Origin of the sequence: Novosphingobium sp. CCH12-A3 (genome assembly GCF_001556015.1) — a bacterium.
In the GTDB taxonomy this organism is placed as follows: domain Bacteria; phylum Pseudomonadota; class Alphaproteobacteria; order Sphingomonadales; family Sphingomonadaceae; genus Novosphingobium; species Novosphingobium subterraneum.
Map to the genome: position 1 here is coordinate 1 of NZ_LSIA01000158.1, position 16,176 is coordinate 16,176.

General features: G+C 64.3%; 14 protein-coding genes. 8 read left to right on the forward strand and 6 right to left on the reverse strand.

Going from position 1 to position 16,176, the window contains the following annotated elements:
* The coding region (locus AX703_RS12195; protein ID WP_197423702.1) for a methionine adenosyltransferase domain-containing protein at window positions 1–488 on the forward strand (488 nt) is incomplete at its 5' end.
* A gap of 39 nt (window positions 489–527) precedes the next feature.
* Here AX703_RS12195 and AX703_RS12200 read toward each other — a convergent pair.
* Together AX703_RS12200 and AX703_RS12205 are read right to left on the reverse strand one after the other, a co-directional pair.
* Window positions 528–1,826, reverse strand: coding sequence for an acyl-CoA dehydrogenase family protein (locus tag AX703_RS12200; protein WP_062344375.1), 1,299 nt, complete (start codon window positions 1,824–1,826; stop codon window positions 528–530).
* A complete protein-coding gene (locus AX703_RS12205) occupies window positions 1,826–3,145 on the reverse strand; it encodes a phosphotransferase (protein ID WP_062344377.1) in 1,320 nt (439 codons plus the stop codon). Before AX703_RS12205 ends, AX703_RS12200 begins: the two co-directional genes overlap by 1 nt.
* A gap of 217 nt (window positions 3,146–3,362) precedes the next feature.
* Between AX703_RS12205 and AX703_RS12210 the strand changes: the two genes are divergently transcribed.
* Complete coding sequence (locus AX703_RS12210) at window positions 3,363–4,331, forward strand: class A beta-lactamase (RefSeq protein ID WP_039333568.1); 969 nt, start codon at window positions 3,363–3,365, stop codon at window positions 4,329–4,331.
* Window positions 4,332–4,498: 167 nt separating this feature from the next.
* Here the strand turns inward: AX703_RS12210 and AX703_RS12215 are convergent, their stop codons facing one another.
* Window positions 4,499–4,684 (reverse strand): hypothetical protein, encoded by a 186-nt coding sequence (locus AX703_RS12215; protein WP_039333570.1) that lies wholly within the window; start codon window positions 4,682–4,684, stop codon window positions 4,499–4,501.
* A 280-nt stretch (window positions 4,685–4,964) separates the two neighbouring features.
* Here AX703_RS12215 and polA point away from each other — a divergent pair, with 280 nt between their 5' ends.
* Complete coding sequence (gene polA / locus AX703_RS12220; RefSeq protein WP_039333572.1) at window positions 4,965–7,802, forward strand: DNA polymerase I; 2,838 nt, start codon at window positions 4,965–4,967, stop codon at window positions 7,800–7,802.
* 3 nt (window positions 7,803–7,805) lie between these two features.
* Here the strand turns inward: polA and AX703_RS12225 are convergent, their stop codons facing one another.
* Entirely contained in the window at window positions 7,806–8,519 is a 714-nt protein-coding gene (locus tag AX703_RS12225; RefSeq protein WP_039333574.1) for a hypothetical protein, read from the reverse strand.
* 171 nt (window positions 8,520–8,690) lie between these two features.
* Between AX703_RS12225 and AX703_RS12230 the strand changes: the two genes are divergently transcribed.
* Entirely contained in the window at window positions 8,691–10,199 is a 1,509-nt protein-coding gene (locus AX703_RS12230; protein ID WP_062344379.1) for a YifB family Mg chelatase-like AAA ATPase, read from the forward strand.
* A gap of 2 nt (window positions 10,200–10,201) precedes the next feature.
* Here the strand turns inward: AX703_RS12230 and AX703_RS12235 are convergent, their stop codons facing one another.
* Window positions 10,202–10,450, reverse strand: coding sequence for a GlsB/YeaQ/YmgE family stress response membrane protein (locus AX703_RS12235; RefSeq protein ID WP_039333578.1), 249 nt, complete (start codon window positions 10,448–10,450; stop codon window positions 10,202–10,204).
* Window positions 10,451–10,943: 493 nt separating this feature from the next.
* Between AX703_RS12235 and AX703_RS12240 the strand changes: the two genes are divergently transcribed.
* The 3 genes from AX703_RS12240 (at window position 10,944) to AX703_RS12250 (ending at window position 13,762) form a co-directional block, all read left to right on the forward strand.
* Entirely contained in the window at window positions 10,944–12,947 is a 2,004-nt protein-coding gene (locus tag AX703_RS12240; RefSeq protein WP_039333748.1) for a ribonucleoside-diphosphate reductase subunit alpha, read from the forward strand.
* Window positions 12,948–12,970: 23 nt separating this feature from the next.
* On the forward strand, window positions 12,971–13,219 hold the full coding sequence (locus AX703_RS12245) for a hypothetical protein (RefSeq protein WP_039333580.1): 249 nt from the start codon (window positions 12,971–12,973) through the stop codon (window positions 13,217–13,219).
* Window positions 13,220–13,300: 81 nt separating this feature from the next.
* Window positions 13,301–13,762, forward strand: coding sequence for a PepSY domain-containing protein (locus AX703_RS12250; RefSeq protein WP_255355056.1), 462 nt, complete (start codon window positions 13,301–13,303; stop codon window positions 13,760–13,762).
* A 308-nt stretch (window positions 13,763–14,070) separates the two neighbouring features.
* On the opposite strand, the gene AX703_RS12255 is transcribed toward AX703_RS12250, so the two are convergent.
* On the reverse strand, window positions 14,071–14,343 hold the full coding sequence (locus AX703_RS12255) for a DUF2171 domain-containing protein (protein WP_039333750.1): 273 nt from the start codon (window positions 14,341–14,343) through the stop codon (window positions 14,071–14,073).
* Window positions 14,344–14,927: 584 nt separating this feature from the next.
* Here AX703_RS12255 and AX703_RS12260 point away from each other — a divergent pair.
* The gene (locus tag AX703_RS12260) at window positions 14,928–15,983 is read left to right on the forward strand and encodes a ribonucleotide-diphosphate reductase subunit beta (protein ID WP_039333582.1); all 1,056 of its coding nucleotides are present in this window, start codon (window positions 14,928–14,930) and stop codon (window positions 15,981–15,983) included.
* The last annotated feature ends 193 nt before the right edge of the window (window positions 15,984–16,176 follow it).

Below are 16,176 nucleotides of genomic sequence, written 5' to 3' on the forward strand. Positions count from 1 at the left end.
TCGGAGATGTGTATAAGAGACAGCCTGACGGCGATGCTGGTCTGACGGGCCGCAAGATCATCGTCGACACCTATGGCGGCGCGGCTCCCCACGGCGGCGGCGCATTCTCGGGCAAGGACCCGACCAAGGTTGACCGTTCGGCTGCTTACATCACGCGCTACCTTGCCAAGAACGTGGTTGCCGCCGGCCTTGCCACGCGCTGCACCATCCAGATCGCCTATGCCATCGGCGTGTCGAAGCCGCTGTCGCTCTATGTCGACACGCACGAGACGGGCACCGTCGGCGACGACAAGATCGAGCAGGCGATCCTGGGTATTGCCAAGCTCGGGGGCCTGACCCCGCGCGCGATCCGCACGCACCTGGGGCTCAACAAGCCGATTTACCAGCCGACCGCAGCCTATGGCCATTTCGGTCGCAAGGCCGAAGGCGACTTCTTCCCGTGGGAGCGCACCGACCTCGTCGACGATCTCAAGGCGGCGCTTGCCTGAAGTGTCGGCCGGGGGAGCTGCTGACGGCTCCCCCGCCTGTCAGAACTGGCCCTTCCTCGGCCCGAGATAGCCGAACAGGAAGGCGCCGACCTTCCGCATCTGGATCTCTTCCGCGCCTTCGGTGATGCGGTAGCGGCGGTGATGCCGGAATATGTGCTCGAACGGCTTGTGGCGCGAATAGCCGATGCCCCCGTGGACCTGCATGGCACGGTCGGCTGCTTCGCAGACCAGCCGGTTCGCCCAGTAATTGCACATCGAGACCTTGTCCGAAAGTTCACGCTCGATGCGCTTGTGGCCACCCTCTTCGGCCTCGAGGCGGTCCATCTCCCAGGCCGTCTTGCGGATCAGAAGGCGCAGCATCTCGCACTGCGTGGCAAGCTCCACGAGCGGGAACTGGATCGCCTGGTTGCGGGCAAGCTCCTCGCCGAAAGGCTTGCGTTCCCGCGCATAGCGCACCGACTCCTCGACGCAGAAGGTAGCCGCGCCCAGCGATGATGCTGCCTGGCGGATCCGGTTCTGGTGAACGAAGCTCTGCGCGATGGCCAAGCCTCCGCCAACGGGGCCGAGAATCGCGCTGTCCGGCACCCAGACGTTGGTAAACGACACCCGCGGGTGGTCGGTCGGCATATTGAAGGTCCACAGGTACTCTTCGATGACCAGCCCCTCGGTCGGGTTGGGCACGAGGAAGCAGGTGATGCCGCGCGCATCGCCCGCATCGCCATTCGTCCGTGCGAAAGTGGCGCAGTGGGTGGCAACGTGCATGCCGGTGGTCCACATCTTCTCGCCATCGATGCGCCAGCCAGATACCCCGTCGCGCGTTTCCGGCACTGCGCGGGTTTCCATGTGGGTGGCGTCGGAGCCGTGATCGGGTTCGGTAAGGCCGAAGGCGGTGCGGCGCGTGCGGGCAAAGCCCCCTTCGATAAACTCCGCTTGCTGTTCCGGTGTGCCGAAATGCTCGAACATGTTCACGAACGGGAAGTTGCCGACGATCGAGTGCTCGTTCTGCAGGTCATTGTGGAGCCCCAGGCCCTTCGCCGCGAAGTGTTCGCGGATCACTGCCATCCACAGGTTCTTGCCGTCCTTGCCGCCGTACTTCTTCGGCGCGGAAAAGCGCCAGTGCCCCGCCGCATCGGCACGGCGGGTGGCTTCGACCAATAGCGCTTCCCATTCATGGCGCGGCAGGCCGCCGTTGTCGAAATCGGTGCGCGCCCATTCGCGGCGGTGGTCGAAGAAGCGGATATTGTCGTCCGCCTGTTCAAGCGGTTTGATCTCTGCCTCGATGAAGGCATCGAGTTCGGCGATGTAGGCGACGAGGTCTTGGGGAAGGTCGAAGTCCATCAGGCTTGGCTCCAGAGGGTGCGGGCGGACGCCAGCGCGGGATACTTGGGCATGTCGGCGGAAAGCGTGGACAGGGTTCGGGAGCGGAGCGTCGCAAGGAGCCCTTCCGTCTGAAGCGACTGGCGCCCGGCAAGAATGTCCTCGGCGAGGACCTTGTCTGCCGGATCAGCGCGCCCGGCAAGTTCGCGGCGCACGATACCCAGCGCGTTCTGGGCGACGGCTAGCTCCCAGCGCTCACGGCCGTCGAGCTTGCCTTTGACCGTGGCGGCGAGCCATTCCGAGACAGCGGTCAGGACTTCTGTTGCCGTTGGCTCGCCCCGACTTCCGGGTGCGGGCTCGGACGCGGGAGGCAGGAAGCGCTCGCGCTCCGCCTGTGGTGCTTCGCTTTCGAGCAGCAGCAGCAGGTCGAGTTCCTGTTCCGCGCAGCGGCGGGCGACGACGACTCGCTCAAGTGACCGATCGGTGCCGGATCGCCATGATTGGCCCATCGATAGGCAGCCAAGCGCCCACCAAACCGTTCGATAGATCAGCCAGAAGCGGAAGCGGACTGCATCAAACCGTTTACCGCCGGCGTCTTCATAGGCCCGGGCCAGGGTAGCTACATCGGTCAGGCCGAACCCTTGCTTGTCGAGCCTTCCGAACCGCCACACCGTCATGCAGCCATAGGCTAGGTCCTCATGCCCGTCGCCAAGATGGGCCAGTTCCCAATCGAGCACGCCCGACAGGCGCCCTGCGTCAACCATGAGGTTGCCGATGCGGAAATCGCCATGGACGACGACGGGCGATGTCGGCGATGGCAGGTTGGTGCGAAGCCAGGCGAGGCCCAGCGCAATTACCGGTCGGTCGCCGCCGGCTTCCTCGAACTGGCGGGCGAGCCCCTCCACGCCTTCCGCAGGGTCCAGCATCGGAAGGAAAGGCAGGCCTTCGGGCGAAAGGGCGTGAATGCCTGCCATTGCCGCTGCGAGATCGGATGCAAGCTCCGGAGAGGATGAGAGTGCAACTTCCGGATCGGCCGTGCCCGGCAGGCAACGCATGATGAAGCCGATGCCAAGGCCATCCGCGCTCGCAAGTTCGGCGACGACTTCCGGCGCTTTCACGCCGGACGCGTGTGCCTGCCGGATCAGTTCGGCTTCACCATCCATCCCGAGCGGACGCGCCGCTATCCATTCAGCCGAGGGCGCCCGGCGCAACACGAACCGCCCATCTCCACAGGCAAACGCCCATGATTCCATGTTTGCGCCGCCGGAGAGCCGCTGCAGGCCGGTAATCCTGCCGCCGTGCCCCGCCCTTGCCATGACTGCTTCGAGCAGCGTTTCCATTGCCTCTCCACGTCCGGCTTTGCCGCCGGTCCGGGGGCACTATCCTTAACCGATCGATTAAAGTCCAGCGCGAATCGCCATTCGCGATTGGTTCCCGCAGCTTGCGCCCATCCGCGCGATGGATGCGCCGAGATGGTCCGAAAGGCACTTTGCCTTAGAATCACAACGCGATACTTGTGTTAAAGACGGATAAACCGGGGTCGGGGTACAAGAAGGCATGAAGTTCCGCACCGCACGAATCATCGCCGCATTGATGGTGGCAGCCCCTGCGCTGGTCGCCACGGTCCCCGCAGTGCAGAGCCGCGCTACGGTTTCGCTTCAGGATCAGCGCGATCAGGCGATCCAGCAGCAGGTGGCCGCGATTGCCGCAGAGGGGCGGGGGCGCATCGGCGTGGCCGCCATGGACCTCGATGGGGGCGGTCAGATTTTCGTGAATGCCGACATGCCGTTCCCGATGGCCAGCACGGCCAAGATTGCGGTCGCGGCCACGTTCCTCGATCTTGTCGAGAAGGGCAATGCGCGGCTCGACCAGCAATTTCCCATGATGATGCCGGTGCGCGAAACCGGCGCGCGCAGTGCCGAAGCGCCGCTTCGCTCAGGCCAGATCATGACCGCGCAGAGCCTGATGGAGCTTTCCATCACGCGCAGCCACAACGAGGCTACCGACGGATTGATCCAGGCGGTTGGCGGTTACGACAAGGTCAATCGTTGGCTCACGTCCAAGGGCATTACCGGCCAGCGGCTCGACCATACAATGGCAACGCTGGTTCGCGACGATGGCAAGGTCGACGCCGCGCGGGTGATTGATGTGCGCACCTCGAGCACGCCGCGCGCCATGCTTGCGTTGCTGGCCGCCATCGATCGGGGCAATGCCTTGAGTCCGGAAAGCCGAGCCGTGCTGCTCGATACCATGACCCGGACCAGCACGGGCAAGAACCGGATTCGTGCCGGACTGCCTGCGGGTACGCTCGTCGCCCACAAGACGGGCACGCTGTTCGGAGTGACGGACGATGTTGGTATCGTGCGTTTGCCTGATGGCAGGCACCTTGCCGTGGTATTCTTTGTGACCGGGCCCGAAGGTCACACTGCTCACGCCGGTCTGATCGCCCGCATGATGCGCACGATATATGATGGCTACAGCACACCGGTGGCCAAGAGCACGCAGGACCTTGTTCGCCGCCGCTAGGCTCTAAGCCTGAAACACCTACCAAACGCAAAAACGAGGGGCGGCAAGGCGATCTTGCCGCCCCCGTTTTTTGCGCGCCATCAGCCCGGCATACCGCAAAGAGAAAGGGGCGCGATCCGAAGACCACGCCCCTTCTATCTCATGTAACCTGCCCTTGCGGGCGGGGATTACATCGAAGCAGCTTCGCTCGCTTCAGCCGAAGCGTCGGCAGCAGGAGCCGAAGCGTCAGCAGCGACTTCCGAAGCAGCTTCCGAAGCAGCAGCGGTTTCGGTGGCTTCAGCAGCCGGCTTTTCCGAGCAGCCAGCGAGAGCGAAGGCGGTGCCGGCGACAGCGGCGAGGATGAGCTTGCGCATGCGTTACAATCCCTGGATTGAAGTGACCAGCGCCGGGCAAGCAGCCCGCCGCAAAGCCTACTCAAGCGGTAGACTTCGCGACCCAATTAATCGGCAATTCATCGCGTTGCAAGCACAAGACGTATGCATTGTGTCACAGTTTAGCCCGTGTTTGGGCCGAACCGCCTTTTTTTTGCCCGATTTCCGTGCGTTGAGCCGAGGCTTGCATGCGCCGGGTTGAGTTCCGACCACCCTGCAGCAAGGCGATGACGCGGGCATCGCGCCCTGCTAACACCCCCCGATGAGCGAAAAGCAGCATCTCTATCTGGTCGACGGGTCGGCCTATATTTTCCGCGCCTATCATCGCCTCCCGCCGCTGACGAATCCGCAAGGAACGCCGGTTGGCGCGGTCTACGGCTATACGACGATGCTGTGGAAACTGGCCGAGGACCTGCACAAGGCGGATGGGCCGACGCACCTTGCTGTCATTCTCGACAAGGCCGGCACGTCGTTCCGGAACGACCTCTACGACCAGTACAAGGCCAACCGCCCGCCCCCGCCCGAAGATCTCGTCCCGCAGTTCCCGCTGATCCGCGATGCAACACGTGCGTTCAGCCTCGCCTGCATCGAGGAGGACGCGCTTGAGGCCGATGACCTGATTGCTTCCTACGCGCGGGCAGCGACATTGCGCGGTTGGGACGTGACGATCGTTTCCTCCGACAAGGATCTGATGCAACTGGTCGGCAAGTGCGCCACCGGTGGTGGCTGCATCGACATGCTGGACACGATGAAGAACCAGCGCATCGACATTCCCGAAGTAGTCGAGAAGTTCGGCGTGCCGCCGGAAAAGGTCGGTGACGTCCTGGCGCTGATGGGCGATTCGGTCGACAACGTGCCCGGCATTCGCGGCATCGGCCCGAAGACCGCCACCAAGCTGATCCAGGAATACGGCGATCTCGAATCCGCGCTGGCTGCGGCCCCTGCGATGAAGGCGAGCAAGCTGCGCGAGAGCCTGATCGAGCAGGCCGAGATGGCCCGCCTTTCCCGCGTGCTGGTGCAGCTCAAGGAAGATTGCCCGCTGCCGATTCCGATCGAGGACTTTGCCCTCGGCCAGATCCCCCGCGATCCGCTTGCAGCGTTTCTGGAGGAGCACGGTTTCACCAGCCTGCTGCGTCGTCTTGACGACGGCAAGGGCAGCCCGGGGCCAAAGACCCAGCTCAATCCCGCCAAGCCCGAAAACATGGCGGCTCCGGCCGCACCTGCGGGCAACCGGCAGTCGCTGCCGTCATGGCCGGCGGTCGATCTTGGCGCCTATGCCTGCATCCAGTCGATGGGCGAGCTGCAGCAGTGGATCGCGCGGGCGTTCGAAGCGCGGGTGGTGGCGATCGATACGGAAACGAGCGCGCTTGACGCAATGCGCGCCAGCCTGGTCGGCGTGAGCCTTGCGCTTGGGCCGAACGATGCCTGCTACATTCCGCTCGGCCATGGCGGCGCGGACATGTTTGCGGAAAGGCCGGTGCAGATCGATCGCGCCGAGGCACTGGCCGCACTGAAGCCGCTCCTGGAAAGTGACGCGGTGTTGAAGGTCGGCCAGAACATCAAATACGACATCAACATCCTTGCGCGCCACGGCGTCCATGTCGCGCCGATCGACGATACCATGGTGATGAGCTTCTGCCTTGATGCCGGACGCAGCGAGACCGGCCTTGCCGGCCACGGCATGGACGAACTGGCAGAGCGGCACCTGCTGCACACCACGATGAAGTTCAAGGACCTGTGCGGCAACGGCAAGAAGGCGATCTCGTTCGCCGAAGTGCCGCTGGCCGACGCCACGCGCTATGCCGCAGAGGACGCCGACGTCACGTGGCGCCTGCATCGCCTGTTCCAGCCGCGGCTGGTCGACGAGGCGGGCATGCGAATCTACCAGAAGGTCGATCGTCCGCTCGTGCGGGTCGTCGCGATGATGGAACGTAACGGCATCAAGGTGGACCGCGAGCGGTTGTCCGGCCTCTCCACAGAGTTTGCCGCCCAGATCGCGCGCCTCGAAAGCGTGATCTTCGAGAAGTGCGGACAGAGCTTCACCATCGGGAGCCCCAAGCAACTGGGCGAGATCCTGTTCGACAAGCTCGGCTACAAGGGTGGCAAGAAGGGCAAGACCGGGCAGTACTCCACCGACCAGTCGGTGCTCGAAGGTCTGGCCGGGCAAGGGGCGGAAGTGGCGACGCTGGTGCTGGAATGGCGCCAACTGTCCAAGCTCAAGTCGACCTATACCGATGCGCTGCAGGCCGCGATCAACCCCGAGACCGGGCGCGTGCACACCAGCTACAGTCTCGTCGGTGCGCAGACCGGGCGTCTCTCGTCAAACGAACCCAACCTGCAGAACATCCCGATCCGAACCGAGATCGGCCGCCAGATCCGCGATGCCTTCGTTGCCGAGCCCGGCAATGTGCTGCTGGCCGCGGACTACAGCCAGATCGAACTGCGCCTTGCCGCGCACATGGCCGATGTGCCGGCGCTGAAGGAAGCCTTCGCTGCCGGAGAGGACATCCACGCGCGCACCGCAATGGAAATGTTCGGCACCGTCGATCGTGACACGCGAGGACGGGCCAAGACGATCAACTTCGCCATCCTCTACGGCATCAGCCGCTGGGGCCTGGGGGGGCGTCTGGGCGTTAGCGCGGACGAGGCGCAGGCCATGATCGACCGCTACTTCGAACGCTTCCCCGGCATCCAGCGCTACATCCACGAAACATTGGAGAGCGTGCGCGAGTGTGGCTATTCGCAGACGCTGTTCGGCCGCAAGACGTGGTTCCCGCGCATCGGCTCTAAGAACCAGGCCGAACGGCAGGGCAGCGAGCGTGCCGCGATAAACGCCCCGATCCAGGGCACCAGCGCCGACATCATCAAGCGCGCCATGGCCCGGATGATGCCGGCCCTCGCCGAAGCAGGCTTGCCCCGCGTGAAGATGCTCCTGCAGGTCCACGACGAACTCGTCTTCGAACTGCCGGAAGGCGATGTGGAGAAAGCCAGGCCGGTGATCGAGCGGGTCATGGCGACGGCGGCCGAGCCTGCGGTGAAGCTCAGTGTGCCGCTTGGCGTGGAGATCGGCACCGGCCTGTCATGGGGCGCGGCGCACTGATCGTCAGTCGAGCGCTGCGTATTGCGCGAGATCGGCGGTGCCGAGCGTCAGGATCTGATCGTTCGGCACCGAGTTGGTCAGCGCGTAGAACGCCGAGGCCTTGTCCGGCCCAAGGCCCATTTCGCGGTAGTAGTCGAGGTACGCGCGGTTGACCGGGTCGGACGCACTGAAATCGTCCGGCTCGAGACCCTCATCGTCGATCCAGGAATGGACCACGAACTCGGCATCGGGCGCAGCGCTGCGGCTCGCTCCCGCAAGGAACAGCTCGACCGCGCCCGAGCGGACCGAGCCGTGTTCCGGCACGCGCGTGGCAATGCCGCGGGCGCGGATCATGCGGCCGAGGCGCAGATTCGCGTGATCGTCGACCGTGCCGGGGCAGTCCGGCATTTCGAGCATGCGAATGCCGGGGAAGGCGCGCAGCATCTTCTGGAAGTCGGCAGGCGAATAGCTGTCGGTTTCGGCGACGAGTGCGGCCCGGCTGCCGTCCAGCACCTCGAACGGCCCGAAGCTGGCGACGCCCTTCACATCGGCGCGGGGCAGCCCGGCGATGCGTTCGGAGCCCGGCTCCTCGACTTCGACGACCGTCGTCTCGGTCCATGTGACGCCGTTCTCCACCCAGGTCCGTGTCGTTACCTCGCGCGTCGTCACCTCGCGCGCCAGCACCGGCTGGCAGGCGAGAATGGCGAAGATCGCGGGAAGAAGCGCGCGGCGGAGCATGGTCAGCCTTTTCCGCGCGCGCGGATTGCCGAATTGCCAAGGGACGCGGTTAAGATCGCTTCACCATGACCCGCGACTGGCTGCGAATGCCTCGAAAATGGCCGCATCCCGCCACCGTACTGGCCGCACCGCTGCTAGGCTAAGTAGCATTGCGGATGGAGTGCAGTATCGATGGTCGCGCTGGTGTCGACGGTCGCCTATCTCGGGCTCGAGGCGCGCGCCGTCGAAGTGCAGTGCCAGGTGGCGCCCGGTTTGCCCGCCTTCCGGCTCGTCGGCCTGCCCGACAAGGCGGTGGGCGAAAGCCGGGAGCGGGTTTCCTCGGCGCTTTCCGCACTCGGTCTCGCACTGCCGCCCAAACGGATCACGGTGAACCTGTCGCCGGCTGATCTGCCCAAGGAAGGCTCGCACTACGATCTCCCGATCGCGCTCGCTTTGCTCGCCGCGATGGGGGTGGTCGATCTCGAACAGATCGCTGACTATGTGGCAGTGGGAGAGCTGGCATTGGATGGCCGCGTGCTGCCGTCACCTGGCGTACTGCTCGCCGCGCTTCATGCCAGTGGTGAGGAGAAGGGCCTGATCTGCCCTGCCGCGCAAGGGCCCGAGGCACGCTGGGCCAGCGGGATCGACATGATCGCCGCACCGGACCTCATCGGCCTGCTCAATCACCTGAAGGGTCAGCACCGCCTCCCCCAGCCTTCTCAGGGCGTGGCCGAGCCACCGCGTCGCCTGGCCGATCTCAAGCAGGTCAAGGGCCAGGAAACCGCCAAGCGCGCGCTGGAGATTGCGGCGGCTGGCGGGCATAACCTGCTGATGATCGGGCCGCCGGGCGCGGGCAAGTCGCTGATGGCCTCGTGCCTGCCCGGCATCCTGCCTGAGCTGACCCCGTCCGAGGCGCTCGAGGTGTCAATGGTGGCGTCGGTGGCCGGCACGCTCGAGGACGGCCGCATCAGCCGTGCCCGGCCGTTCCGGGCTCCCCACCATTCCGCTTCCATGGCCGCCTTGACCGGGGGCGGGCTGAAAGTGCGTCCCGGCGAAGTGAGCCTTGCGCACCTCGGCGTCCTGTTCCTCGACGAACTGCCCGAGTTTCAGCGCGCCGTGCTCGATTCCCTGCGCCAGCCGCTGGAGACGGGCGAGGTGACCGTGGCCCGCGCCAACGCGCACGTGACCTTCCCGGCGCGCGTGCAGCTGATCGCGGCGATGAACCCGTGCCGCTGCGGCCATCTGGGCGATCCGGCGCTGGGGTGCAGCCGTGCCCCCCGCTGTGCCGGCGACTATCAGTCCAAGGTGTCAGGCCCGCTGCTTGATCGCATAGACCTCCATGTCGAGGTCGATCCGGTCTCCGCGGCGGATCTGGCGCTTCCGCCGCCTGCAGAAGGTTCCGACCAGGTGGCCGCGCGGGTGGCGCGGGCGAGGGCGCTGCAAGTTGCCCGGCTCGAGGGCACCAACGCCCGCAGCAACGCCGAGCTTAACGGCGATCTGCTGGACATCCACGCAACTCCGGACGAACCCGGGCGCAAGCTGCTCGCACAGGCTGCCGAAGCGATGCGCCTCTCCGCGCGCGGCTATACCCGCATGCTGCGCGTGGCGCGGACGATCGCCGATCTGGCCGGCGCGGACACAGTGGGTCGCATCCATGTGGCCGAAGCGCTCAGCTATCGCCGCATTGCGCCTCGGGCTTAGGCTTAAAGATTGCGCCCAAGGAAGATGAGCAGCATCGCTCCGATGACCGAGGCGAGGCAGCCTGCGCGGTTGACGCCTTCGCCGAACGTCCGGCCGCTGCGCCAACTGGCGAACAGGCCTGCGACAAGCGCGCCGCCTACCCCCAGCAGCACGGTCTTGAGCATGCCGATGTCGACGTCGCCGGGATAGAAGAACCGCGCCAGCACGCCGACCACCAGACCGGTGAAGACAATCGAGATCAGATTCAGCACACCTGCACTCCGTTCCTGTGGACACCACATATGGTGCCGGTTGACGCTCTCTTGTCCACAAGTTGGTGGCCAACCCGAAAAATATTTCGACCGGCGTCGTTTCGCCCTTGAAGTGCAGGAAAGTCCACGCGTCGCTGCACTGCACAATAGCTCTTCTGGCGACGAAGCGAATCGCACGTGCGACGAATCGAGTCTCCCTGCGGATGTTTACCCTCTTGTGTCTGAATCCGGTTGAGGCACTATGGGTTGTGGTCGGGCTTCAGGGGGACCTCTAAACCTAGTTTAGAGCGCTTGGGCGTGTTTTGCGCGCAATGGCAACGCATTGCCTGCGCGCAGGGCACACGGGGCCGTGATCGGGAATTCTGGAGCCGAGCGCCTGCGGAACAACATGTTCCACTTTCGTTCCGTCTCTTGTAGGATTGGGCCACTCGCCCGATTCGAGTGTCGATTGATCGCCCGGGCCTTGGCTGCGGGGTGCGAACGGGGGTTGAACGTGGATTTCAGAACTGGAGACGGCTCCGTGGTTGCGCAGGACGAACTGGCGCTTGCAGGCGCTCCGGCTGCGGCCGGTGAAGCAAAGGCGATGGATATGGACGCCAAGGACGCAGGCAGCGAAGCACTTGTCGCAGGCATGGCCGCCACCGTCGCAGCGGCTGCCGTTGCGGCCGCGCCGGTCAGCGATTCCAAGAAGGTCAATCCGCGCCGCTTTACCATCGTGACGGATGACAGCCGCGATGCGCGCCTGACCGATTTCGGCAAGGACACGCTGGACGACCGCTACCTGCTCCCCGGCGAGAAGTATCAGGACCTGTTCGCGCGCGTGGCCGATGCCTATGCCGACGATCAGGAGCACGCCCAGCGTCTCTACGACTACATCTCGAAGCTGTGGTTCATGCCAGCCACGCCGGTTCTGTCGAACGGCGGCACCGGGCGCGGCCTTCCGATCTCGTGCTACCTCAACTCGGTCGATGACAGCCTCGAAGGCATTGTCGCGACGTGGAACGAGAACGTCTGGCTCGCCTCGCGCGGCGGCGGCATCGGCACCTATTGGGGCAAGGTCCGCGGCATCGGCGAGAGCGTCGGCCTCAACGGCAAGACCAGCGGCATCATCCCCTTCGTGCGCGTGATGGATTCGCTGACGCTGGCGATCAGCCAGGGTTCGCTGCGGCGCGGTTCGGCGGCCTGCTATCTCGACGTTTCGCACCCGGAAATCGAGGAGTTCCTCGAGATCCGCAAACCTTCGGGTGACTTCAACCGCAAGGCGCTGAACCTCCATCATGGCGTGCTGCTGACCGACGAATTCATGGAAGCCGTGCGCGATGGCACGGAATTCCACCTGCGCAGCCCCAAGGACGGCTCGATTCGCAGCACGGTCGATGCGCGTTCGCTGTTCCAGAAGCTCGTTGAAACCCGCCTTGCCACGGGCGAGCCCTACATTGTGTTCAACGACACGGTGAACCGCATGATGCCCAAGCATCACCGCGACCTGGGGCTGAAGGTCTCGACCTCGAACCTCTGCTCGGAAATCACCCTGCCGACGGGCCGCGATCACCTCGGCAACGATCGTACCGCGGTGTGCTGCCTGTCCTCGCTCAACCTTGAAACCTGGGACGAGTGGAACGGCGACAAGCGCTTCATCGAGGACGTGCTGCGCTTCCTCGACAACGTGCTGCAGGACTACATCGACCGCGCGCCCAGCGAGATGGCCCGTGCCAAGTACTCGGCCATGCGCGAACGCTCGGTCGGCATGGGCGTGATGGGCTTCCACTCCTTCCTCCAGCTCAAGGGCATCGCCTTTGAATCTGCGATGGCCAAGGCGTGGAACCTCAAGATGTTCAAGCACGTCGCCGCCAAGGCGGACGAGGCTTCGATCCTGCTCGCGCAGGAACGCGGTGCATGTCCGGACGCTGCCGAAATGGGCGTGATGCAGCGCTTCTCCTGCAAGATGGCGATTGCGCCGACCGCGTCGATCTCGATCATCTGCGGCGGCACCTCTGCCTGCATCGAGCCGATCCCGGCCAACATCTACACGCACAAGACCCTGTCGGGCTCGTTCGTGGTCAAGAACCCCTATCTGCAGAAGCTTCTGGCCGAAAAGAGCAAGGATTCCACCAACGTGTGGAACTCGATCCTCGAGCAGGGTGGCTCGGTCCAGCATCTCGATTTCCTCAGCCCTGAGGAAAAGGCGATCTACAAGACCAGCTTCGAGATCGACCAGCGCTGGCTGCTCGAATTCGCGGCAGACCGCACGCCCTACATCGACCAGGCCCAGTCGCTGAACCTCTACATCCCGGCCGATGTCGACAAGTGGGACCTCATGATGCTCCACTTCCAGGCGTGGGAGAAGGGCATCAAGAGCCTCTATTACCTCCGCTCCAAGTCGGTCCAGCGCGCAGGCTTCGCCGGCGGCGTCGAGGCAGACAACACCGCGCAGGCCCCCAAGATCGAACTGTCGGCCGGCCAGACCGACTACGAGGAATGCCTGGCCTGCCAGTGATGGCGTGAGGGAGCCTGCGGGCCATGTCCGTGACGACTGACGTTGTAGCGAAATGGCCCACACTGCTCATCGCTCTTCCATGGGTCATCGCCGGCTTGGCGATGACTCTTCGGCCTGCCGTGTTCGCGCAATGGCAGTCCGACTTTTGGCGGAAGCGATATGGCATCGTGGCGGGGCCAATCGGCTCGGGCACTAAACTGTTCTACCGATTGCAGGGCATTTTCGTCGCGACCGTCGGTTTGCTCGTTGTAGGCAATTCGGTGCTCGGGTGAAATACGAACTGCTAACATCCCCGTTACACCCCGCGACACTTTGCGGCTGGCGCATCTGTGCGACAATCCGCGACAAGACTTGTGCTTGCACGATCCCGGTCAGGCCCGCTAAGGCGGCTTTGTCTAATCTTGCGATCAATTCGCATTATCAAAGGGGTTCGTTTCATGCGCAAGTGGCACCGCTGGATCACGGTGTTCTTCGGGGTCTTCATGATCTGGATGGCCTTCACCGGCGTCGCCAGCCACGTGACGGCGCTCTGGCCAGCTGGGGAGCAGGCCGGACCTCCGCCCGTTCCGCAGGGTTTCGTCTGTCCCGAAACCATGATGTGCCGCCCCAAGGCGCCTCCGGGCGGGATGAAGTCGCTGGTCGGCTGGTTCCACCACCTGCATTCGGGCGAGGAATTCGGTCCTGTCGGCACCGCAATCTCGCTGATGACCGGTCTGGCGCTGCTGTTCTTCAGCATCTCGGGCCTGTGGATGTACTTCTCGATGTGGAAGAACCGCAAGGACCGCAGCCTCAAGCCCGGCTGGTTCTGGAAGTAAGCGAGTCTTCGCTGGTTGCGCCCCTGACGTCCGTCAGGGGCTTGCGGCACCGGCCCTCTCCCCCGCCCGGCCACCCATTCAGGGTACTCTCGTGGGTAGCGGGGCGGGGGAGCGGGCAGGTGCCGCTAGGAAAGCCCGGATGGGCTTTTCGCACCCCGCAAATAAAGAAAAACGCCCCGCCTTTCGGCGGAGCGCTCTCCGGTCGCGTGGCACGACCTGGTCCCGAAGGGGGCGGGACGTTCTTGCGATCCGGCACCCGGCGATCCGCCGGGACAGGACAGCGGGAAGGCCTCGCTGCCTTTCCGGACTTATTCTTCCTCGAGCATGCCCCAGGCCACATCGCCGTTCGCCGACAGGCGAACCTTGTCGCCTTCGATTTCGGCGACGAGCCCGGTGGAGAGGTAATGATGGTGGCCGGAATGGGTTCCACCTTCGAAACCCGCGCCGGAGTCCTTCTTGGTCAGCTTGATCCGGTCGCCATCGACGCCATCGACCGTGCCGATGTGCACGCCATCGGCGCCGATCACTTCCATATGCTCTCGGATGCCCGAAGTGCGTTCGGTGCTGTTGCCGTAGCCCATCTGTTCGCCCGACTGCCCCCCGCCCATCTGGCGCTGGCCCGCGTCGAACTGGACCTGTTGGCCCTCGGTGCCGGAATTGTCGGAACGCGAGCTGTTGGGGCCCTGGTTCTGCCGTTCGGACTGCTGGCCCATCTGGCCACCGGTGTAGTCGCCGCTCCAGCGGTCGCCGCCGGTCTGCTGGTCGGCACCTCCGGGGCTGCGGATGCCTTCCTGACGGTCGGCCTGGCCGGTTCCGCCCTGCTGTTGCTGCTGCCCCTCGCCGGCATTGGCGCCGGTGACGTTGCGGGAATCGTTCGGCTCGTACTCGCCCATGGCAATTCTCCTGCGAATTCTATGAAGTTTCACGGGCGCTGCCGATCGCGCGCCCTTGCCTTCACAACCGTGCGCCGGGTCCGCCGTTCCGCTTCGAAACCGGGCGCAGCGCCAGTCCGATGGCCCCTGTCGCCGGGTCGAGGGTTCCTGCCCCAAAGGGCACGATTCAATCGCGTGGAAAACCCCGCCACTATCCCCCGCAAAGGCCGCGCCCGCGCTTTTGCCTGACCGCATCAGACCTTACATTCAAAGAATCAGCACAGGACACCGCCATGCCCCTTCTTGAAGCCCGCCCGACCTACAAGCCCTTCGAATATCCCTGGGCCTACGAATTCTGGAAGCGCCAGCAGCAGATCCACTGGATGCCCGAAGAGGTGCCGCTGGGCGAGGATTGCCGCGACTGGGCGCAGAAGATCTCGGATCACGAGCGCAACCTGCTCACGCAGATCTTCCGCTTCTTCACCCAGGCCGACGTGGAAGTGCAGAACTGCTACCACGAACAATACGGCCGCGTGTTCAAGCCGACCGAGATCAAGATGATGCTCGCCGCCTTCTCCAACATGGAGACGGTGCACATCGCCGCCTATTCGCACCTGCTCGACACCATCGGCATGCCTGAAAGCGAATACGGCATGTTCCTCGAATACGAGGAGCTGAAGGCCAAGCACGATTACCTGCAGACCTTCGGCGTCGACAACGACGAGGACATCGCCCGCACGCTGGCCATGTTCGGCGGCTTCACCGAGGGCCTGCAGCTCTTCGCCAGCTTCGCCATGCTGATGAACTTCCCGCGCTTCAACAAGATGAAGGGCATGGGCCAGATCGTTTCGTGGTCGGTCCGCGATGAATCGCTCCACTGCGAAGGCATCACCCGCCTGTTCCACGCCTTCGTGAAAGAGCGCGGCTGCCTGACCAAGGCGGTGAAGGAAGACATCATCGACTGCTGCCAGAAGACGGTGCGCCTCGAAGACGCCTTCATCGACCTCGCCTTCGAACAGGGCCCGGTACCGGGCATGAGCGCCAAGGAAATCAAGCGCTACATCCGCTACATCGCCGACTGGCGCCTGTCGCAGCTCGGCCTGCCGGCGATCTACATGATCGAAGACCACCCGCTCCCCTGGCTCGCCCCGCTCCTCAACGGCGTCGAACACGCCAACTTCTTCGAAACCCGCGCCACGGAATACTCGAAGGCGGCGACCAAGGGCGACTGGAACACGGTGTGGTCGAGCTTCGACAAGCGCCGCACGGCGAAGTCGGCGGCGAATGTCGAAGCGCCGGTCGAGGTGGACGTCGACATGTTCGGCGCTGCGGGGATTGCGGCGGAGTGATTTTGGCGGAGTTGAAAAAGTAAGAAGGGATTGATGCGAGGGGCTCAGCCCCTCGCGCTCCCATAAGCCAAGGTGCGAGAATAACATGGCTAGCTGGACACCCGCAAAAACCGATGGAGTTTCGGTGTCGATGGTGATTCATTGATCGAGAGCGATCATGGAGAGCCGTGGTGGATCCGAAGTCTCTGTTCAG

Excerpts from the sequence above, each read along its gene's own strand:
- AX703_RS12200 (WP_062344375.1), bottom strand. The coding sequence starts at position 1,826 with ATGGACTTCGACCTTCCCCAAGACCTCGTCGCCTACATCGCCGAACTC.
- AX703_RS12255 (WP_039333750.1), bottom strand. The coding sequence starts at position 14,343 with ATGGGCTACGGCAACAGCACCGAACGCACTTCGGGCATCCGAGAGCAT.
- AX703_RS12205 (WP_062344377.1), bottom strand. The coding sequence starts at position 3,145 with ATGGAAACGCTGCTCGAAGCAGTCATGGCAAGGGCGGGGCACGGCGGC.
- AX703_RS12260 (WP_039333582.1), top strand. The coding sequence starts at position 14,928 with ATGCCCCTTCTTGAAGCCCGCCCGACCTACAAGCCCTTCGAATATCCC.
- AX703_RS12210 (WP_039333568.1), top strand. The coding sequence starts at position 3,363 with ATGAAGTTCCGCACCGCACGAATCATCGCCGCATTGATGGTGGCAGCC.
- AX703_RS12215 (WP_039333570.1), bottom strand. The coding sequence starts at position 4,684 with ATGCGCAAGCTCATCCTCGCCGCTGTCGCCGGCACCGCCTTCGCTCTC.
- AX703_RS12225 (WP_039333574.1), bottom strand. The coding sequence starts at position 8,519 with ATGCTCCGCCGCGCGCTTCTTCCCGCGATCTTCGCCATTCTCGCCTGC.
- polA (WP_039333572.1), top strand. The coding sequence starts at position 4,965 with ATGAGCGAAAAGCAGCATCTCTATCTGGTCGACGGGTCGGCCTATATT.
- AX703_RS12230 (WP_062344379.1), top strand. The coding sequence starts at position 8,691 with ATGGTCGCGCTGGTGTCGACGGTCGCCTATCTCGGGCTCGAGGCGCGC.
- AX703_RS12245 (WP_039333580.1), top strand. The coding sequence starts at position 12,971 with ATGTCCGTGACGACTGACGTTGTAGCGAAATGGCCCACACTGCTCATC.